Genomic DNA, 20,427 nt, shown 5'->3' on the forward strand with positions numbered 1-20,427 from the left:
GAAATTCCGGCCATCGCGGCGATTGGGCAAGCCCTCGAGTCGTCTTCGTCGCGCGCTAGTGCCACTGCGATGGCATTGCGTCCGTTCCATCCACCAACACTACCAGTCGCCATGAACAAACCGCTCCGCTTGATTCTCGGCCTCGCCCTGCTCGGCACGGTCATCGCGGGCGGCCTCGGCTGGAGGACGTGGGCGGCGACGGCAAAGCCGAAGTCTGCAGCCAAGCCGCCGCCGCTGGTCGGCGTGACCACCTCGCGCACACTCGACCTGCCGGTGCGCTTCGCCGCGCAAGGCCACATCGTACCGCTCAACCAGGTGGACATCCGGCCACAGGTAACCGGCGTGATCCGTAGCGTGAACTTCCGCGAAGGCGACGAGGTGAAGCCGGGGCAACTCCTGTTCGAACTCGACGCCAGCGACGTCGTCGCCCAGCTGCGCCGCGCCGAGGCGCAGGCAAATCAGATCCACGCCCAGCTCGACGATGCGACACGCGATCTCAACCGTACGCTGCAACTGGTCAAGTCCGGCTTCATGTCCGCGGCAGTTGTCGACACCGCGCGCAGCAAGGCCGAGTCGCTGCAGGCGCAGTTCAAGGCCGCGCAGGCCGACGTCGACAGCTCGCGCGTGCGCGTCGGCTACACTCGCATTTTCGCGCCGATCGCGGGCAAGACCGGCGCGGTCGTCGTGCATCCGGGCAGCCTCGCCCAGGTCGGCGATGCGGCGCCGCTCGTGAGCATCGTCCAGTTCGACCCGATCGCGGTCGAATTCACCCTGCCCGAGCGCGATCTCGCCGCGGTGCGCGATGCGCAGGCTGCCGGCGACACCCAGGTCGGCATCGACCTCGACGGGACGACGCGCAGCGGCGAGCTGAGCTTCATCGACAACCGCGTCAACACCGGCAACGGCACGATCAGCCTCAAGGCGAGCTTTGCCAATGCCGATCGCCATCTCTGGCCCGGCGCTTACGTGCGCGTCACGCTCAGCGCCGGCACGACGAAGAACGCGGTCGTGCTGCCGCCACAGGCCGTGCTCGAGGGGCCTGACGGCAATTTCATCTTCCAGGTCGACAGCGACAAGCAAGTCGTCTCGCGGCCCGTCACCCTGCTGCGTATCCAGGACCACAACGCCGTCGTCGACGGCCTGCGCAGCGGCGAGACCGTCGTCGTCGAAGGCGCACGCAGTCTGCGCAGCGGCATGACCGTGGCGATCGATAACGCCGCCGCTGCCAGCACAGCCGCCAACGGAGCGGCCCGGTGAACCTCGCCGCGCTGGCGCTGCAACGTCCCACTGCGACGACCATGCTATGGCTCGCCGTGCTCGTGGCGGGCCTGATCTGCTGGACCAACCTGCCGATTTCGGCCCTGCCCCAGGTCGAGTCGCCGGTGATCGAAGTCTCGGCCAAGCTGCCCGGCGGCAGCCCGGAGAACATGGCGATCTCGGTCGCCACCCCACTCGAAAAGGAATTCTCCTCGATCCCCGGCCTCGTCGGCACGATGTCGCAGAGCATCCAGGGCCAGACCAATATCCAACTCGAATTCGAACTCGGCCGCGACATCGATGCGGCCGCAGTCGACGTGCAGGCGGCGCTGTTCCGCGTCGGCCGTTCGCTGCCCGCCGAAATGCCGACGCCGCCGAGTTACAGCAAGATCAATCCGGGCGATGCACCGATCATCCTGATCGGCCTGGATTCGCCGACGATGCCGCTGACCGAGCTTGCCGCCTACGTCGACGTGCTCGTCGCCCCGACCCTGTCGACGATCGACGGCGTCGCCCAGATCGTCGTCGGCGGCGGGAAGCGTTTCGCGGTGCGCGCCGAACTCGACCCCGAGCGCCTGGCCGCGCTCGACCTCACCTTGATCGACGTCAACAATGCGCTGAAGACGGCGAACTCGATCACGCCGCTCGGCCAGCTCGACAATCCGCGCCAGATGCTTACCGTGCAGATGCCGAAGGGCCTGATGAAGGCGGCCGACTTCGCCGACGTCGCCGTCGCCGTGCGCAACGGTCAGACGATCCGCCTGTCCGACCTGGGCCGCGTCTACGACAGCATCGAGAACTCGCAAAACACGAGGGAGATCAACGGCCACAATTCCGTGTTGCTCCAAATTCAGCGCCAGCCCGGCGCGAACACGGTGAAGACCATCGACGCGATCCGGGCACTGCTGCCGCGCCTGCGAGCGCAGCTACCCGACTCGGTGCGCATCCGACTGCTCGGCGACCGCTCGCAGTCGATCCGCGACGCGATCCACGACGTCAACACGACGCTGCTGCTGACGATCGCCCTCGTCATCCTGGTAATCCTGCTGTTCCTGCGCCGCGCCAGTGCCGCGCTGATTCCGTCGATCAGTCTGCCGCTGTCGCTGTTCGCCACGTTCGGCCTGATGTACTGGGCCGGACTGAGTCTCGACAACATCTCGCTCATGGGTCTGACCGTGGCCGTCGGCCTCGTCGTCGACGACGCGATCGTCGTATTGGAGAACATCATGCGCTACATCGAGCAGGGCATGTCGCCGCGCGAAGCCGCGCTGCGTGGCTCGCGCGAAGTCGGCTTCACGGTGCTGTCGATCTCGATCTCGCTGGTCGCCGTGTTCATCCCGTTGTTCCTCACCCGGGAGCTGAGCGGCGCGTTGTTCCGCGAGTTCGCCATCGTCGTCTCGCTCGCCATCCTCGTTTCCGCCGCGGTGTCGCTGACCCTGATTCCGGTGCTCGTGCCGAGGTTGATCAAGGAAGTGCCGGTGCACGAGGACGCGCGCGGCTGGAATCGCGCCTTCGAGGCCGGCTTCGCGCGCCTGCTCGAACTTTATCGGCGCACGCTCGAACACGCGCTCGGCCATCGCGCCATCGTCTTGATCGTCGGCGCGGCGACGATCGTGCTGACGGCTGTGCTCTATGTTGCCGCACCCAAAGGTCTGTTTCCGCAGGAGGACACCGGGCAGATCGCGGTCAAGGTCCGCACCGCGGAAGACATGTCTTACGAAGGCCGCCTCGACGTACTGCGCAAGGTGCAGGCGGGACTGCTCGCAGACCCGGCGATCGCCACCGTCGCTTCCAAGGTCGACCACGACACGACCGCGATGAACATCGATCTGAAACCGCGCGGCCAGCGTCCGCCGATGCCCCAGGTGCTCGAACATCTGCGCGCACAGACCGCGCGCCTGCCCGGCATAAGCGTGAACTACAGTCCGGTGCAGAACCTGAAAGTCGGTGCAAGCACGTCGGACAGCGCGTTCCAGTACATCCTGCAGTCGGTGGGCAACGAAGAGCTCGACCAGTGGTCGAAGAAGCTGCTTGCCGAGCTGTCCAAGTCGCCGGTGTTCGCGCAGATCGATACCGACTACGAAACCAACGGCCTCGAAGCGAAACTCGATATCGACCGCGACAAGGCCGCGCAGCTTGGCGTCGACATGGCCAGCTTGCGCACGACGCTGCACGCCGCGTTCGGCACGCGCCAGGTATCGACGATCTACGCGCCGCAGGCGAGCTACCAGGTCATCATGGAACTGGCCGACGAAAGCCGCAGCGACGAAACCGACCTTTCCCGCCTTCGCGTGCGCGGCAGCAACGGCACGTTGATCCCGCTCGATGCCTTCGCCCGGGTCAAGCGCGGCAACGGCACGACGATGGTCGGACACAAGGCGCAGTTGCCCGCGATCACGTATTCGTTCGAACTCGCGCGCGGCAAATCACTGTCGGATGCGGCCGATGCGATCGCCGCCGCGCGCACCGCGATCGGCCTGCCGCAGACCATTTTTGGCAGCTTCGGCGGCCAGGCCGGCTTGTTCGAGAAGTCGCGCACGAGCCAGCTCTGGCTGATCGCGATCGCCATCGCGACGATCTATCTCGTGCTCGGCGTGCTCTACGAGAGCTGGATCCATCCACTGACGATCCTGCTCGGCCTGCCCTCGGCCGCGGTCGGCGGCCTGCTCGCGCTGCGCCTGCTCGGCATGGAACTGAGCTTCATCGCGATGATCGGCATGTTGTTGCTGATCGGCGTGGTCAAGAAGAACGCGATCATGATGATCGACTTCGCCCTCGACGCGCAGCGCACGCAGGGACTACCTCCAGAGCAGGCAATCCGCCAGGCCTGCCTGCTGCGCTTTCGCCCGATCACGATGACCACGCTGTGCGCTCTCGCCGGCGCATTGCCGATCGCGCTCGGTCTTGGTGCCGGCGCGGAGTTGCGCCAGCCGCTTGGCGTCGTGATCGTCGGCGGCTTGCTGTTCTCGCAATTCATCACGTTATTCATCACGCCGGTACTGTATCTGTGGTTCGACGCGATCTCATCGCAACGGCGCGCTGAGGTGGTGGTGCCAGCGGCCGCAGTTGTTCGTTGATCGGCGCTTCTCTGCTCTCGGTGGCCATTCCCGCGCAAGTGGGGATTCAGCGCCTTTGCTCTTGATTCCGCCCTGACCGCGTCCGTTCGATTTTCCGCGCGCGTCCAGCGCGCGGGTGACTTTCGGGTTACTTTCTCTTGGGCGAGCAAGGGAAAGTCACCCACTCGTCCGCAGAATGAGTGGAAGCCCTTGCTCTATAGACACGAGATCAAAGGAAAGAGCTGGATTCCCGCCCGTGCGGGAATGACGAACCAGCCCCACTCAGAACGTGACCAGCAACGCGAGGCGGAAGCGGTCCAGCCAGTCGCTCGGATCGATCGATCCCGCGTCGAGTGCACTGTACGGCTTGTAGTGCGCCCAGGTCGCATTGATCGACGTGCCCGGAGCAATCACGTAGTCGGCGCTGAGCAGGTGCTGACGATAGTTGGTCGCGATGCTCGTGTTGTCTTGCGAGAACGCGGCGAACACCGCGTCGGTCTGGGTGACCGCATAGCCATAGCCGACGCGCCAGTCGCCGGCCTTGCTTGCGCGGCCGAGCAACAGGTCGACACCATAGCCGGTATCCGCAGAGGTGGCGGCACCGAAGTTGTGCACGTAGTCGCCGACGAAACGCAGCGGCCAACGCTCGCCAAAACCGTTGTAGGTCGCGCCGACGATCAGGTCGCCAAGCTGGAACTGCGACAGGTAGGTGCCGTCCGGCTTGCGCAGGTTGGTGCGATAGTCGCCTGCATCGGCACCCGCGATGCTGCCGAGCGAGTAGTGGTAATAACCTGCAGCCGTGTCGAACTTCCAGTCGCCGAGCAGCGGCGATTCGTAGACGAGCTGGCCGCCGGCCATCGTGCTGTCGGGACCGCCGGCTTGTTCGTCGATGACGAAGTAGAGGCCGTTGGCCTTGATCGCGCCGCCGCCGGCCAGCGGCAGCTTGTAGTTTGCACTGATGCCCTGCGGCGTCACGTCGCCATCCCAGACCAGCTCCGTGCGCACGAACGGTTGCGGCAGCTTGCCACCATAGAACTGGACGTTGCCGAAATCGAGCTTGGCATAGGCGAGATCGAGACTCACCGCGAACTTGTTGTCGAAACCCGAAAGCTGCACGTCGGTGCTGTTCGGATCGTTGAAATCGCCGGTGACGAGGCGGCCGCCGACGCTGACGAGATCGGAGACCGCGTAGGTCGCACCGAGGCGACCGCGCACCTGCGCGCTGTAGCGGTCCGGGGCATGGCTGTTGGAACGATCGGCCTGAGCGCGCACGCGCATATCGCCGGCGACATTGAGCCGCGAGGCAAGTGCGCTCTGCGACGCCGCAACGGTGCCCGGCACCGGCGCCGCGTTTGCCGAACGTGCGATCGGATTCGCCTCCTGTACCGGGTCGGGACCGGGGCCGTTCGCAGGCGGACTGGCAATGCCGAGGGATGCCTCGAGGGTGCGAATGCTGGTCTCCGTTCGCATCTGCAATTCGGCGATGCGCGCCTGCTCCGCGCGCAGCGTTTCGATCTGTCTGCGCACTTCGGCAGCGTCGAGCTGCTGCGGTGCCTGCGCGAGAACGTTCGTGCTGGCGACGAGCGCGAGAACCGACGCCAGGCCCGCAGCGAGCGACTGTGGCGCAACATGGCTTGTGCGCCGGAAGCCCGCACCTCGTGCCCGTTGCGACGTAGCGAATCTGTACATTGCATTCTCTCCCTTCGTGTTGAATTGCGAGCGGCAAGCGAAGAAACGGCCGTGCAACGCTGACGCCGAATCCTGCGGGACAAAAATGCCAACGCAGCGCTGACACTGCCCTGACGCAACGCGATGCAGGTCGATTTGCTTCCTTAACGTTTTTTCAGAAACGCTTCAGGCTGGTGTCAGTTTGCGCGCCTACATTTCTTCGCGAACGGACGCTACGATCCGACGCAGAACGCGCAGACAAAAGCAAAACGACAAGGTCCCGTTCTCGGACCTACATTGGGAGGGTAAATGTTCGTCAGAACGAGTTTGGCGTCGGCCATCGCGGCCGGCTTATCGCTGTTCTTGTCCCAGGCCGTGTTCGCCAACGAAGCGAACGTGGATTCCGCATCGACCAGCGTCGCCGCCACCGGCGATACCGCGGCGGCAGATCAGAACGAAAAGAAGGACAACAACGCGAAGCCGGACGATAAAGAGGCACGTGAGCTGGAAGCCGTGCAGGTCTCGAGCAAGTTCATTTCCAAAGGCGCGCACAGCGCGATGAAGCAGGATCTCGACGTGCGCGACACGCCGTACTCGACCGCCGACTACTCGCAGGCGTTCATGAAGGCGATCCAGACGACCAACCTCACCGACCTCTATCAATACATGACCGGCATCTCGCGCGGCGGCGTCACCGGTTACGACATCTCGATCCGTGGCTTCAAGACCACACAGGCCGACCAGGGCGCGATCCTCGTCGACGGCCTGCCCGGCCTCGCCGGCCGCTTCGGCTCGCCGCCAACCGTGATGGCCGAGAGCATCGAAGTGGTCAAGGGCCCGGCCTCAGTGCTTTACGGTGAAGCGCAGCCGGGCGGCTTCGTCAACATCGTCACCAAGAAGCCGGACGAAAAGACCCAGGGCAGCCTGGACCTCACGACCAAGACCTACGACGGCTACGGCATCGGACTCGGCGATCACATGAGCTACGTCGGCGACCTCGACGTCACCGGGCCGATCGACAAGGATCACAACCTGCTCTATCGCGTCGTCGCCGAACTCTCCGACAACAACACCTTCCGCGACGACTGGGAGCATGCGCGCTACTTTGCGCCGAGCGTCCTCTGGCACCTCAACGAGAGCACCACGCTGCGTCTCGCGGGCGAATACCGCCGGCGCAACAACGCCTACGACAACTACCTGGTCGCGCCGAACAAGAATGTCAATCTGATCGCGCCGATCACGACGAAATACCAGGAGCCCGGCGACCTGCAGCAGGAAGGCGGACGTTCGGCGACGGCCGCGCTCGAACATGATTTCGAGAACGGCGGGGTATTCAACTTCTCCGTGCGCCACGTGCGCGGCTGGGATACGGCTGTGGGATATGACCAAAACTCCGTGCTGAACAACCTCGTCACCGTGCAACGTCGCGCGCGCGGTCAGAGCAATCACCGCGCCTACGACTATTTCGATACAAATTACACGCAGGCGTTCAAGACCGGAGCGATCGAGCACAAGGTCCTCGTCGGTCTCGGCGGCGGCACCAACCGCACCGACTTCCTGCGCCTGCAGTTCTTCAACGGGCCCACGTCGGGCCCGACCTCGATCCCGGGGCCGAAGTCGATCAACATCAGTGTCTACGATCCGATCTTCGGGGTGTCGCCGCCGCTGTCGTCGTTCCCGCCCGGCCCACTCAACGACCGCGTGACGACCGAGAGCAATGCCGGCGCCTACGTCTCCGACGTGATGACGCTGTCGGAACATTGGAAAGCAAGCGTCGGCCTGCGCTACACCAAGGATCATACGTATCAGACCGAACACGTCTATCCACCGTTCACGAGCAGCGCCAAATCCTCGGACGATGTGCTGCCGACCGCCGGCATCCTGTACCAGCCGAACGACAACTGGACCTACTACTACAGTTATTCGACATCGTTCATCGCGCCCTCGCCGACCGCGCAGGCCGCTGACGGCAGCAACCCGTTCCAGCCGACCACGTCCCATCAGAACGAAGCCGGCGTCAAGGCCAGCCTGTTCGACGGCCGCGTCACCTCGACCGTCGCCCTGTTCGACATCCAGAAGACCAATACCCTTGCCGTGGCCGCGTGCAACGCCGGCGTGCCTGGTACCTGTTCGGTGCAGGTCGGCGGCGAGCGCTCGAAAGGTTACGAATGGGAGATCGACGCGCAGCCGCTGGAGAACTGGCATGTCCTGTTCGGTCTAGCTCATGCCAACGCCAAGGTGGCCAAGTCGAACGGCAACTCGACCACGCCAATCGCCGATACGCGCCTGACCAATGCGCCGCTCAACAGTGCGCACATCTGGTCACGCTACGATTTCGCCGAAGGTCCGCTGAAGAACTTCGGCGTCGGCCTCGGCGTCACCTACGCCTCCGAAATCCGCGGCAGTCAGCCGACTCCCGCCGACCAGCGCGTGCTGGTCCTGCCGGGCCACGTCGTCACCGATCTGGCCTTCTACTACCTGGCGATGGACAAGTTCCCGGTCACGCTGAAATTCGGCAACCTGTTCGACAAGACCTATTACGAAGGCGTCAATTCGACCACGAACGAACTCGGCGTCGTGCCGGGGTCACCACGCTACGTTCAGCTCTCGGTGAAGGTGCCCTTCCTGTGAGCAACTTCTCTTGTCCGCTTTCGAGCCGCCTCGTCCGCTGCAGCCTCGCCGCGGCGCTGATTGCCTGCGGCATCGGCATGGCCTCGGCCGCCGACGCTCCCGCCGCTGTGGCGACGGTGGCAACGACGCCGACGCAATTCGTCGAATGGGTCGATCAGCCGCGCGCCACGACCAAGCCACAGACCGAGGAGGAGGCCGAGGCCGGCAAGAAGAACGGCCGCGCGCTGCCCGAACTCGAACTGCTGCAGCCGACGCTCGATGCGGCGCTGCCCGCGTACAAGCCGCGCCGTGACATAAAGCTCGCGGGCACGTTCAAGGGCGCCGCCTCCGACGTACTGCCCGGCCTCGCCAATGCCTGGTTCGCCGCATTCAAGAAAATCTATCCGAAAGTAAACCTCAGCGTCGCGCCGCCCTACGCGGGCAGCCTCGGCGCGAAGGAACTGGTCAAGCAGAACATCGACTTCGTCTTCGTTTCGCGCGAACTCAAGCCCGACGACATCACCGATTTCAAGGCGAAGTTCGGCTACGCGCCGACCAGCGTGCCGATCAGTGGCGGCAGCTACCGCCACTTCGGCTTCCTCGACGCGGTCGGCTTCTTCGTCAGCCGCGACAATCCGCTCGACCGGATCAGCTACGCCCAGCTCGATGCGATCTTCTCGAGCACGCACCATCGCGGCGCCAAGCCGATCACGACCTGGGGCCAGCTCGGCCTGACCGGCGACTGGGCCGACAAGCCGATCCACGCTTACGGCATCAAACCGTGGAATGGCTTCGAGGAATTCGTGCGCCAGCGCGTGCTCAGTGTCGACGGCAAACGCGGCGAATGGAGCGACAACGTCCATTACGACAAGCTCGTGTTCCCGATGGCCAAGCATGCGGTCGAGGATCGTTACGCGATCGGCTACACCGGCATCGCCTACGTCGACGCGCCGGTGAAGATGCTCGCGCTCGGCGAGAACGAGTCCGGTCCGTTCGTTGCGCCGAGCTACGAGAACGTCGCACGCGCCACCTACCCGCTGTCGCGCCTGATCTTCTTCAACGTCAACAAGGCGCCGGGCAAGACGCTCGATCCCGCGCTGACCGAATTCCTGCGTTTCGTGCTCAGCCGCGAAGGCCAGCAGATCGTGCGCGAGCAAGCCCTCTATCTGCCGCTGCGTGCCAACCAGGTCGAGAAAGCGCGCGCGCTGCTGGAACCGTAACGCCTCCGAAATCCCCGCCACTTTTTACTAGCCGAGATCCCATGAAAACGAAAATCGCCTCGCGCCGCGCCAAGGCACTCACTCTTGCCGCTGCCTGTGCCGCCGCGCTTGCCACCACTTTCGCGCCGTCAGCGTTTGCGCTCAAGTACGCCGCGGTCGAGCATCATCTCAAGGTCGATCCGGCTATCCCCGCGTGGAAGCCAGCGGAGGTGAAGAGCGAGCCCGAGGAAGAAATCGCCCTGGTCGGCGCCGACGTGATGGACGAGATCTGCCTGGGCTGGGCGAAGATCTTCCGCGAGGCCTATCCGCACCTGTCCGTGGTGCTCGACCTGCGCGCCTCGGGCGCCGGCGCCCCGGGCCTGATCGCCGGCGCGAAGGCCCCCAACTCGGTGATCGCGCCGGTCGGCCGCGAAATGTTGCCGGCCGAGGAGAAGGCCTTCGTCGAGAAGTTCGGCTATGAGCCGTTCCGCGTCAAAGTCGCCACCGGCAGCGTCGGCTCGCTCGGCAAGACCGCCACCTCGATCGTCATGGTCGACAAGGACAACCCGATCAAGGGTCTTTCGCTGGCTCAGCTCGATGCGATCTATTCGACCACGCGCAAGCGCGGCCATGCCGACGTGAAGACCTGGGGCGACCTCGGCCTTGGCGGCGAGTGGGCCACGCGCCCGGTGCACAAATACGGCCTCAAGGCGCCGAACGGCATCGAGTGGTTCTTCAAGATCAACGTGATGGACATGGGCGAATACAAGGACGACATCCAGTTCGTCAAAGGCAAGGGCTTCACCCACGCCTTCAACGTCGCCGCCGAGGACATGGCGAAGAATCCGGGCGGCATCACCTATGCCCTGCTCGCCAACGTGACGCCGAACGTCAAGGTCGTGCCATTGTCGGACAAGGACGGCGGCCCCTATCTCGCGCCGACGCTGGAGAACGTCTACTCGCACAAGTATCCGCTGAGCCGCTACGTCTACATCTACGTCAACCGCAAGCCGGGTACGCCGCTGGAGCCGAAGGTCAAGGAGTTCCTCAAGATGGTGCTCAGCAAGCAAGGCCAGGATGTGGTCGCGAAGGAAGGCGTGTACATCCCGCTGCAGCCTGCCGTAGTCAAAGAAGAGCTCGCCAAGCTCGACTAAGCTTGCCTCACGCGGCGCGGGACATACAGCAATGCAAGACACAGTCCGTGTCCCGCGCCGCGCCTTTCTGTTTGCCTGCGCGAGCGCGCTCGTCGCGCCGTACTTAAACGCAGGCTCGACCGCGTCCGCCCTGCCCGCCTATCTGCCGCAAGTGAAGGTGACAGGCCGGCTGCGCTTCAGCGGCGCCGACACGATGCACGATCTCGTCGCCGCGTGGGCGCGCGCCGTGAGCGGCTTGCAACCGCACATCGAGATCGACAACGCCGCCACGAAACTTTCCGCCGATGGTTTCGAAGCGTTGCTCGATGGACGCGCAGACGTCGTCACCTTCGTGCGCGAGCCGTTTCCCGCGGAGATCGACGCATTCACGCGCCGCTTCGGCTACGCGCCCACACTGATCAACGTCGCCGGCGGCAGCTACGCGACCAAGGGCGGCACGCATGCGCTCGCGATTTTCGTCAACGCGACCAATCCGATCACGCACATCAGCCTCGACGAGCTCGACGCGATCTATTCAAGAGACCATCGTCGCGGCGGCAAGGCAATCGCGACCTGGGGCCAGCTCGGCGTCGGCAATGACTGGGAGCCGCGCACTATCCATGCCTACGGCATGCTGCATCGGCGCGACAGCGGCAATCCGCCCGGCATCGTCAACTTCTTCCAGCAACGCGTGCTGCGCGGTGGAGAGTTTCGCGACGGCATCGAGGAACAGGTCGATCGCCCCGGCGAAACCGCGCTCGACGCGATCGTGCACCGCGTCGCCGACGACCCGCACGGAATCGGCTACAGCGGCTTCGCCTACTCCGCCCCGGGCACGAAGACCCTGGCAATCGCCGAAACGGAACACGCGCCGTACTACGCCGGCACACCCGCGGAGGTCGCGCACCGCGACTATCCGTTGTCGCGTCAGATCTATCTCGGTTTCAACCGCGCGCCAGGCCAGGCGCTGCCGCCTGCGCTGCGTGAATTCCTGCTTTTCGCCTTGAGCCGACAGGGGCAACTTGTCGTCGCCAACGACCGCCTGCGCTTCTTCCCGTTGACTGCGGAGCAGGCGCAAGCGTCGCGCCGTACGCTCGTCGACATCGGCGAATGACGACGCGCGCGATCCGACTCCGGCGCCGCAGCCTCGCGCTGGCAGCTGCGCTCGTCATGAGTGCGGGCGCGCGCTGCGCCGACGTCGATCCCGCGCTGCCGCGGTATGAACCCGCTATGGTCGAGGCGATCCGTGACGAAGCGTGGCTGGCGCCGGACGGGGCGATCCGCATCATCGGCTACAACGACATGCGCGAGATGTTCGACGGCTTCGTCGCACGCTACGCCGCCGCGCACCCAGGCAGCATGTTCCGGCTTGAACTGACCGGCACGCGCGCCGCGCCGCCCGCGCTTGCGGCCAACATTAGCGCGCTGGCGCCGATGGGCGCCGAATTCACGCAGCAACAGCTCGCCGAATATCGCCGCGCCACCCACGGACAGGATCCGATCGAATTCCGCATCGCCCACGCCTCGCTCGATCCGCATGCGCTGAGCGGTCCACTGGGCGTTTTTGTGCATGCCGACAACCCGCTGCGCTCGCTCACGCTCGCGCAACTCGCGCGAGCTTACGCGGGCAAGGCCACGCATTGGCGCGACCTTGGCGTGCAGGGTATCTGGGCCGATCGCCCGATCCATCTCTACGCGCTCGAACCCGACACGCCGCTGGCGTTGTCGTTCTACGGGCGCGTGCTCGGCAAGACGCCACCAGCACAGCCTCGCGCACAGTTTCATCAATCGACTGAAGTAATTGCCCATGTTGGCGCCGACCCGCTCGGCATCGGCTTCGCTGCAGCGATGCGTGCCACTGCTGGGGTGCGCGCGCTCGCGCTCGCTGCAATTTCAGCAGCGGCGCCGGTGGCGCCTGACGAGGCCGCCATCCGCGCCGGACTCTACCCGCTCGATCGCTATCTGCTTATCTACGCACGACCCCCACTAACCGCATTCGCACGCGAGTTTCTAACGCTTGTGCTCTCGCGCGAGGGCCAGAAGATCGTCGCCGGCACGTCGCAGCGCTACCAGCCTCTTTCCGCCGAGGAAGCCGCGCGCGAACGCGCCAAATTGCATTGACTACCAGCGGAATGCACCCGAGGACGCTCGGACCCTTGCATGGCCATCGCCGAATTGGACGACAAGGCCCTCGGCTTCAACCTGCGACCGCATAGACGCTGACAGCTTGGACGGCGACGAACGTGTATTGCTCACCGCTTTCATCGACCTCGATCGGTTCAAGGCGATCAACGATCGATACGGCCACGACATCGGCGACCACTTCCTCGCCGCAATCGGCGAACGCATGCGCGGCGTGTTGCGCGATGAAGATTTCGTCGCCCGCATCGGCGGCGATGAATTCGTTGCGCTGTCGAGCCCTCTGCGATCTGGCGTCAGGATCTTGCCGCCATGCTGCGCACGCGCCTTCAGGCCGCCATGACAGGCCACTTCCGCCTCGACGGGGTCACGATCGATTATGCCGGCCCCAGTATCGGCATCGTCTTCGCCGAGCCCGGCATGGAAGCCGACGAATTGCTCGCGCGAGCCGATGCCGCGATGTACGTCGACAAACGCTTGCGCGCGCAATCGATGCCGCCGACGCAATGACATCCAACGCGGCGGCGGCTGCCGCCGCTGGAGTTGCTCTCAGCGCAACAGCTGGAAACCCGCGTAATAGATGAACTTCTGCTGGTCGTCAGTCTTGTTGCCAAATTCGCGTCCCGCCGCGGCGAGGAAGATAAGGCTGTCGCTGATCTTGTAGTGAATACCGAAATTCAGCAGCGTCTGCGAATTATGCGGCACCCAGGTCTGGTGCACCTCGACCAGGCAGTCGAGCTTCTCCGATCCGCATTCATGCGAAGCAACGACGCCGGCCTCCCATTCGTCATCCTCGTTCTGCACGAAGTTGCGCCCCGCCTCGCCGGCGAATTCGAAGCCACCGGCGGCGGTGGCGAATTCGATCGGCAGGTAGAATTGCTTGTTCGCCGTCGCGATGCCCTTGCGCTTTGAAGACTCGGACCACGCCGAAAGAAACTGCGGATAGGTCGAGACGGCGAAACCGCCTTCGCTGTTCTCATCGCGGTCAACAAAACGCCACTTAACGCCGACATTCACGCTGCCGAGGCCGGAATTCCACGGACCACCGTCTTCATGCGCGTAGGTCCAGGGCACGTCGAGCTTGAGCTGGATATGATCACCGACACCGTAGTTGATGTCGGCATCGAGCGCATCGATGTCCCAACCATGCGAGGCCTTGCCGCCGAGCGATGCGAGGTTGATCTCCCATTTACCGTCGCCCGGCGTGCCGGGATCGTCGGTGACGAGCGGCGGGCCGCCCTGAGCCGCAGCCCATGCAGACACGAGCAACAAGACGAGCGCCACGAGGAGCCGCGGCAGACGGGCATGAGCAAACGAGGTCATGGCTTGATTTCGCATCGATGAAGCTTCCGAATCTGCGCCGCGGTCCGCCGCGGCAGTGGGTTCACTTTGACGGAATGCGGCTGACATCGGACTGACGTTCCGCCTGAAAAATTTTTCAGCCAGGGGCGCGTCGAAGCGGACTGCATCACTCAGATTTTGGTCGACCGACGAATGCCAGCGTGCGATACGACACACTGACTTGGCCGTCGCGCGCATGGCGGGCGTACAGCTGCGACAGCTTGTGCACGGCGCGTTCGCCCTGCGGCGTGTCGCGATCGGGCATCGCCGAGCGCGACAGCGCCAAACTGATCAGGCCGTCGCGGTCGAGCTGTTGCATGTTGGCGAATTCGAAGCGCGCGAACGAATCCGCGGAGAAGAACGGCGGCACGTACGACAGGTCCTGGCGACGATCCAGCGCGGCCTGCTTGGCGCCGCCGAACTCGACCAGCAGGTCGTCGAGTGCCTTCTGCAGCGGATCGGTGGCTGGCCGTGTGTTCCAGACGAGCACGACGCGGCCATCCGGTTTGAGCACGCGCAGCCATTCGCGGCGCACGGCCTCGGCGTCGAACCAGTGGAAGGCCTGCGCAGCGGTGATCAGGTCGACCGAGGCGTCGGCGAGTGTGGTTGCTTCGGCAGTGGCCGCAATGCTGCGATATTTTCGGTACTTGGCCAGTGTCGCATCGGCAACGGCGCGCATCGCCGCGTTCGGCTCGATCGCGGTGACGTTGTAGCCGCGATAGAGCAGTTGCCCGGTGAACAGGCCCGTGCCCGCGGCGATGTCGGCGATCTGCGCCGCCGGATACAGCGCGCGGTTCGCACGCAGGCGCTCGAACAGCGCAACCGGGTAGCGCGGCCGCGCGGCGGCGTAGTCCGCTGCCTTGCTCGAAAAGGCGCCGCCCACGCCGCCGCGTTCGGAGAACAGCGCCGGGAGCGAAGGCGCACCGGGCGCAGGTGATTCACTCATGCCCTGCGCCTCCACGCCGTGTCGTGCGTGCCGGCATCGCGTTCAACCGAACTGCTTGAGTGCGATCAGCGCCAGCGTCACCGTGATCGCGCCGCCGATGCGCGTGGCGATTTGCGCGAACGGCATCAGCACCATGCGGTTTGAGGCGGTGAGGATGGCGATGTCGCCGGTGCCGCCCTGACCGCTGTGGCAGGCATTCACGATCGCGGTTTCGATCGGATACATCTTGATCCAGCGCCCGACGTAGTAGCCGGTGGCCATCAGCGAGAGCACCGTGGCGACGATGGTGATCAGATTGGCGATGTGGAAGGCCGCCATGAGCTTGTCCCACGGCGTCATTGCAACGCCGACCGCAAACAGCAGCGGATAGGTCACGCCGACCGAGAAAAACTTGTAGACCGCATACGCGCCCTGGCGCAACGGCGGCGAAATCATGTGTGCGAGCTTGGCCGCGACCGCCACGAACAGCATCGTTACCGGCGCCGGAAAACCGAACAGCTTGTAGGCCATGAGGCCGATCATATAGAGCGAGATCGCGGTCAGCGCGGCGGCGGCGATGTGGGTCACGTCGACATGCTGGCCGACTTCCTCTTCGCTGGCCTCCATCTCGTCGTGTTCGCCCGGTTGCAGGCGACCTTCGCCGGTGAGATGCGGGTACTTCTTGCCAAGCGCGTTGAGCGCGCCCGAGGCCAGGATCGCGGTCAGACTACCGAGCATGACGATCGGCAGCACTTCGGCGAACAGATCGCCCTGCTTCTGCTGCAGGATGTCGGCGTACCCCATAGACAGCGGGATCGCGCCCTCGCCGACGCCGCCGGCCATGATCGGCACAACGATGAAAAAGAACGTGTGCTGCGCACCGAGGCCGAGCAGCGTGCCGACCAGCGTGCCGACCATCGCAGCGACGACCGATCCGGCCGCGAGCGGCACGAAGATCTTGAGGAAGCCCTTGACCAGCACGCCGCGGTCCATGCTCATGATGCTGCCGACAATGATCGCCGCAATGAACAGGTAGAGGAAGTTCGTCGACTTGGTGAAATCGGTGACGTTCTTGACCACGACGTCGGGAATGAGTTTGTAGAACACGAGTGCCGACGGGATGAACGTGGCGAAGATCGCGGCAGCGCCGATGTTCTTGATCACCGGTATGCGCTTGCCGATCTCGGCGCAGGCGAAACCGCCGACCGCGAGGATGGCGATGCTGACGTTGATCTCGGCCGGCAGGCCACCGAGATAGACGAATCCAGCGATCAGGGCAATAAGCACGACGAAGACAGGCACCGGAACGACGCCGATGCGAAGTTCCATGAGCCTCCACCAGGTGTTCGGCCAGAACGGCTCCGCGGAGCCGGCCTGCGGTTTGTTGATCGGCGATACGTTGGACATGTCTTTAGACTCTTTATTGAGACTTGGCGATGAGACGGCGCGGCGGCAGTTTCCCTCAAAGACTGCCATGGAGGGCAGGCAAGCAGCCACGCTTGTGGTGATGTCCGGCAAGGAATGATCAGCGGGTATAGGTCAGCACAGTGAACGTATTGTCGTAGTAGGTGTTCGGATAGAACGCAGTCACCGCTGTGTTGATCTTCTTCGACGGATCGGCCACGCCTTCCGCCGTTACCGTGTACACTTTCTTGGTCTTCGGATCCAGCGCCATCGTGCGCGCATACGGGCGTGTCGTCGCGGCCTCGACGAGCTTGTAGCTGTCGGGCGTTTGCTGCGAATAGATCACGATGTTGGCATCGACGCCGTTCGAGGTGTAGATCTGATGTGCCGCCGCGTCGAAGACGACGCCATCGACGCCGTGACCGATCGGCAGCGTGGTCACGACCTTGCCGCTGTCCGCGTCGAGGACCGCAAGCACGGGTTTTTCGCTGCGGCAGCCGACGAAGATGCGCTTGCTCGCCGGATCGTAGTCGAGGCCGGTCGGCTGCACGCAGCCGTCTGTGGGGTACTCGGCGAGCAGCTTGCGTTGCGCGACGTCGATCTTGATGATCTTGTTCTTGTCGCGCAGGGCGACGAACATATTGCCCTGCCCGTCCGCAGCCGAGCCGTCGAGCTTGCCGCTGTCTACCGGCAACGTGCCGGTGACGGCTCCGGTTTTCGCGTCCATGAACGCGAGCGCATGGCTGTCGCCCATCGTGAATACGAGCTGCTTGGATTTCGGATCGTAGAACACCGAATCGGAGTCCTTGCCGAACGGCACGCGCTTGAGCGTCTTCAGCGTCGACAGCTTGAACATCGTCGAACTGCCGTCTTCATTCGCGGTGTAGCCGAGGTCAAACTCGGGCACGATGCGGATCGCACCGGCTCCCTCGGATTGCTCGAGCGTCTTGATGATCTGCTTCTTGTTCAGATCGAACACCGCCGCGCCGGCGCCGCGTCGACCGATGAACAGGTATGCACGCGTCGCGTCGAGCGCCACATAGTCCCAGTCCGGCGACTTGCCTTGCAACGCCGTCGCCGATTCGAGATGGTAGAACGGCTGCGCTGGCGCAGCCGCGGCGAACAGCGCGAGCGGTGCCGACAGCGCAGCGAGGCCCAGGTGGCGGAGGACGCGGGCGGCGGGAAGAAGAATCATCGTCATGTGCTCCTGATTTTGCTCGTTGATTGAATACATTTCGATCAGAACCGTGTCTCGACCGAGGCGCAGGTCAGCCGGCCGGTCAGCGGAATGTGGACCGCGACAGCGTTGTTGTCGGTGAAGGCACGCAGCGCGTGGGGCTGCATGGATGTCATACCCGGCGCCGAGTTGCGCTTGGCGAGCAATGCTGCGTGCGGAACATCTTTCCTCCCGGCGCCGGCTTGAGCCGGCTTGTCTAGTGGTCGTACGCCGATCCGTCCCGCTCTCGATCGTCGAAAGCTCATCCCGCGGCGTATTCTGGGGCTGGACCTTAGCCGGGCAACCTTTCGCCGCCCTGAAGCGATTCTTAAAGGGAATTCAGACTGGTGTTGCAGCGCAGATCGCAATCGTGAATGCAGTCTGATTTATTGGGCACCTGCACCATCACGATGCGCTGGGCACATGAAAATCCTGATCGTCGAAGATCAACAACGTCTCGGCGAGTTCCTCAAGCAGGGACTGGCCGAACGCGCCTACACGGTGAACTGGGTCCGCACCTGCAAGGACGCGCGCGACGCGCTGTGCGAAACCAACTACGACGTGATCGTGCTCGATCTCGGCCTGCCCGACGGCGACGGCCTCAGCCTGCTGCGTGAATGGCGCAAGAGCGGCTTCGTAGAGCCCGTGCTGATTCTCAGCGCGCGCGACACGGTCGACGACCGCATCGCCGGCCTCGACCACGGCGCCGACGATTATCTGCAGAAGCCTTTCAGCTTCGAGGAACTGCTAGCGCGCGTACGCGCCCTGATCCGTCGTCAGGGTGCGGTCAAGCAGACCATGCTCGAACATCGCGGCATTCAACTCGACCTGCTCAGCCATACCGTTCGCATCAATGCCGATGCGGTTGAGCTGACCAGCCGCGAATTCGCTCTGCTCGAGATCTTCATGCACAACCCCGGCCGCACGCTCACGCGTACGCTGATCTCGGAGAAGATCTGGGCCTCGCACTACGACATCGACACGAACCTGCTCGACGTCTATATGAGCCGTCTGCGCGCCAAGCTCGAGCCGGGCTTCGACAAACCGTTGTTCAAGACGGTGCGCGGCGTCGGTTATCAGCTGGTCTGACCGCGACTCCGGCCAACCACCATGTTCCACTCCATTGGCATGCGGCTCGCCGGCTGGTACGCCATCGCCGCTACGGTCACGCTCGCCTGCCTGTTCGTGGTCGGCTATCAGCTGCTATACACGCGCATGATGCGTGGCCTGGACTTGCTCAACCATTCCGAAGCACAGCAGATCCGCGCCCATCTCGGCCCCGACTTCGCTCAGCTCGGTCTCGAAGAAATCGACCAGCGAATCCGCGAAACCACGGAATTCGCCTCGGCACTGTTCTACATCAACGTGCACAACCCCGCGAATGACATCATGTTCTATTCGCACAATCTCAATGGCGTGGCGATTCCCGACGTGAAGGGAGAACATCGCTTCAACGCGGAGATACCCGGCGTCGGACCGGTGCGCGTGGACGAGTATGTGCGCGATGGCATCGACATCGTCGTCGCCACGCCGTCGACCCAGGTCAATGCCGCACTGAGCGACTACATCGAAATCTGCGTAGCGCTGCTCGTTGCGATGCTGATCGTGAGCACCGCCGTCGGCTATGGCCTGAGCCGGGTGGCGTTGGGGCCGGTTCGATCGATCGCCGAAACCGCGCGCCGGATCGGTTCGGACAACCTGAGCGAACGCATGCCCGTGGCCGATGTGCGCGACGAGATTTCCGATCTCGCACGCCTGCTCAACGAAATGTTCGATCGCCTCGAAGTGTCGTTCAATCAAATCCGTCGCTTCACCGCCGAAGCCTCGCACGAACTGAAGACGCCGCTATCGCTCGTGCGCCTGCACGCGGAGAAATTGCTCGTCGAAGACAAGCTCCTGCCGAGCCAAGAAGAGGCTCTGCACATCCTGCTCGAGGAAATCGGCCACCTCGACGGCATCATCGACCAGCTACTGTTCCTGTCGCGTGTCGACGCCAAGGTGACGCGGCTCGATCTCGCAACACAGGACCCCGAGCCGTTTCTGCGCAGCTTCATACCCGATGCAAGCGTGCTCGCCGAGCACCGCGGATTGCGTTTCGAGTTCTCGCATACCGGCGCGAACGAGATTCGCTTCGATGCCAAATGGATCCGCCAGGTGCTGCTCAACCTGCTCAGCAACGCGATCAAGGCCTCGCCGGCTCGGGGCCTGATCCGCCTGGAGTCGCGAGTCGACGACGATGGTTGGCGCGTCGCCGTGGAAGACCACGGTCGCGGTCTGCCGCCGACCGAGCTCGAGCGCATCTTCGAGCGCTTCGTGCGCGTGCCCGGCACCGGCTACGACGACGGCAAGGGCAGCGGCTTGGGCCTGAGCATCTGCCGCAGCATCCTCGATTTGCACGGCGGTCGCATCCGCGCGGAAAACATCGTGCCCGATGGCGGCTTGCGGGTCATCTTCGAGATTCCCGCCTGAAAGTTGCACG

At 64.1% G+C, this 20,427-nt stretch carries 17 protein-coding genes; 11 read left to right on the forward strand and 6 right to left on the reverse strand.

Translation table 11 applies throughout. The features are described from left to right. The first annotated feature begins 111 nt into the window (after nucleotides 1-111). Both F455_RS0111025 and F455_RS0111030 read left to right on the forward strand, forming a co-directional pair. Entirely contained in the window at nucleotides 112-1,257 is a 1,146-nt protein-coding gene (locus F455_RS0111025; protein ID WP_018973346.1) for an efflux RND transporter periplasmic adaptor subunit, read from the forward strand. Further along, on the forward strand, nucleotides 1,254-4,334 hold the full coding sequence (locus tag F455_RS0111030) for an efflux RND transporter permease subunit (protein ID WP_018973347.1): 3,081 nt from the start codon (nucleotides 1,254-1,256) through the stop codon (nucleotides 4,332-4,334). Before F455_RS0111025 ends, F455_RS0111030 begins: the two co-directional genes overlap by 4 nt. Nucleotides 4,335-4,595: 261 nt before the next feature. Here F455_RS0111030 and F455_RS0111035 read toward each other — a convergent pair whose 3' ends face one another. Next, complete coding sequence (locus tag F455_RS0111035) at nucleotides 4,596-6,002, reverse strand: putative porin (RefSeq protein ID WP_157578729.1); 1,407 nt, start codon at nucleotides 6,000-6,002, stop codon at nucleotides 4,596-4,598. Nucleotides 6,003-6,290: 288 nt separating this feature from the next. On the opposite strand from F455_RS0111035, the gene F455_RS0111040 reads away from it, so the two are divergent. Genes F455_RS0111040 through F455_RS0111060 form a run of 5 tightly spaced genes read left to right on the forward strand, consistent with a single transcriptional unit; the run spans nucleotide 6,291 to nucleotide 13,044 of the window. Then, complete coding sequence (locus F455_RS0111040) at nucleotides 6,291-8,612, forward strand: TonB-dependent siderophore receptor (protein ID WP_018973349.1); 2,322 nt, start codon at nucleotides 6,291-6,293, stop codon at nucleotides 8,610-8,612. Then, complete coding sequence (locus F455_RS0111045; RefSeq protein ID WP_018973350.1) at nucleotides 8,609-9,811, forward strand: PstS family phosphate ABC transporter substrate-binding protein; 1,203 nt, start codon at nucleotides 8,609-8,611, stop codon at nucleotides 9,809-9,811. Before F455_RS0111040 ends, F455_RS0111045 begins: the two co-directional genes overlap by 4 nt. Nucleotides 9,812-9,852: 41 nt before the next feature. Further along, nucleotides 9,853-10,944: a PstS family phosphate ABC transporter substrate-binding protein gene (locus tag F455_RS0111050; RefSeq protein ID WP_018973351.1), complete on the forward strand. Its 1,092-nt coding sequence runs from the start codon at nucleotides 9,853-9,855 to the stop codon at nucleotides 10,942-10,944. 31 nt (nucleotides 10,945-10,975) lie between these two features. Further along, nucleotides 10,976-12,037: a PstS family phosphate ABC transporter substrate-binding protein gene (locus F455_RS20575; RefSeq protein WP_018973352.1), complete on the forward strand. Its 1,062-nt coding sequence runs from the start codon at nucleotides 10,976-10,978 to the stop codon at nucleotides 12,035-12,037. Beyond that, a complete protein-coding gene (locus F455_RS0111060) occupies nucleotides 12,034-13,044 on the forward strand; it encodes a PstS family phosphate ABC transporter substrate-binding protein (protein ID WP_018973353.1) in 1,011 nt (336 codons plus the stop codon). Before F455_RS20575 ends, F455_RS0111060 begins: the two co-directional genes overlap by 4 nt. 76 nt (nucleotides 13,045-13,120) lie before the next feature. Here F455_RS0111060 and F455_RS23555 read toward each other — a convergent pair whose 3' ends face one another. Beyond that, a complete protein-coding gene (locus tag F455_RS23555) occupies nucleotides 13,121-13,246 on the reverse strand; it encodes a hypothetical protein (RefSeq protein ID WP_281167394.1) in 126 nt (41 codons plus the stop codon). On the opposite strand from F455_RS23555, the gene F455_RS23560 reads away from it, so the two are divergent. Beyond that, nucleotides 13,235-13,405: a diguanylate cyclase domain-containing protein gene (locus F455_RS23560; RefSeq protein ID WP_281167392.1), complete on the forward strand. Its 171-nt coding sequence runs from the start codon at nucleotides 13,235-13,237 to the stop codon at nucleotides 13,403-13,405. The two genes, F455_RS23555 and F455_RS23560, sit on opposite strands and share 12 nt — an antisense overlap. Then, the gene (locus tag F455_RS0111070; protein WP_018973355.1) at nucleotides 13,375-13,572 is read left to right on the forward strand and encodes a hypothetical protein; all 198 of its coding nucleotides are present in this window, start codon (nucleotides 13,375-13,377) and stop codon (nucleotides 13,570-13,572) included. The genes F455_RS23560 and F455_RS0111070 overlap by 31 nt, the downstream gene beginning before the upstream one ends. A 39-nt stretch (nucleotides 13,573-13,611) precedes the next feature. On the opposite strand, the gene F455_RS0111075 is transcribed toward F455_RS0111070, so the two are convergent. The 4 genes from F455_RS0111075 to F455_RS0111095 form a co-directional block, all read right to left on the reverse strand. After that, a complete protein-coding gene (locus F455_RS0111075; RefSeq protein ID WP_018973356.1) occupies nucleotides 13,612-14,385 on the reverse strand; it encodes a hypothetical protein in 774 nt (257 codons plus the stop codon). 145 nt (nucleotides 14,386-14,530) lie between these two features. After that, on the reverse strand, nucleotides 14,531-15,349 hold the full coding sequence (locus F455_RS0111080) for a class I SAM-dependent methyltransferase (RefSeq protein WP_157578731.1): 819 nt from the start codon (nucleotides 15,347-15,349) through the stop codon (nucleotides 14,531-14,533). A gap of 42 nt (nucleotides 15,350-15,391) precedes the next feature. After that, complete coding sequence (locus tag F455_RS0111085) at nucleotides 15,392-16,735, reverse strand: 2-hydroxycarboxylate transporter family protein (RefSeq protein ID WP_018973358.1); 1,344 nt, start codon at nucleotides 16,733-16,735, stop codon at nucleotides 15,392-15,394. Between the two features lie 118 nt (nucleotides 16,736-16,853). Next, the gene (locus F455_RS0111095) at nucleotides 16,854-17,927 is read right to left on the reverse strand and encodes a YncE family protein (RefSeq protein ID WP_211212311.1); all 1,074 of its coding nucleotides are present in this window, start codon (nucleotides 17,925-17,927) and stop codon (nucleotides 16,854-16,856) included. 444 nt (nucleotides 17,928-18,371) lie between these two features. Between F455_RS0111095 and F455_RS0111105 the strand changes: the two genes are divergently transcribed. Beyond that, nucleotides 18,372-19,037, forward strand: a complete 666-nt coding sequence (locus F455_RS0111105) for a response regulator (protein ID WP_018973362.1) — start codon at nucleotides 18,372-18,374, stop codon at nucleotides 19,035-19,037. 21 nt (nucleotides 19,038-19,058) lie between these two features. Continuing rightward, nucleotides 19,059-20,417, forward strand: a complete 1,359-nt coding sequence (locus F455_RS0111110; protein WP_157578733.1) for a HAMP domain-containing sensor histidine kinase — start codon at nucleotides 19,059-19,061, stop codon at nucleotides 20,415-20,417. The last annotated feature ends 10 nt before the right edge of the window (nucleotides 20,418-20,427 follow it).

The organism is Rudaea cellulosilytica DSM 22992, from assembly GCF_000378125.1.
GTDB classification, from domain to species: Bacteria; Pseudomonadota; Gammaproteobacteria; order Xanthomonadales; family Rhodanobacteraceae; genus Rudaea; species Rudaea cellulosilytica.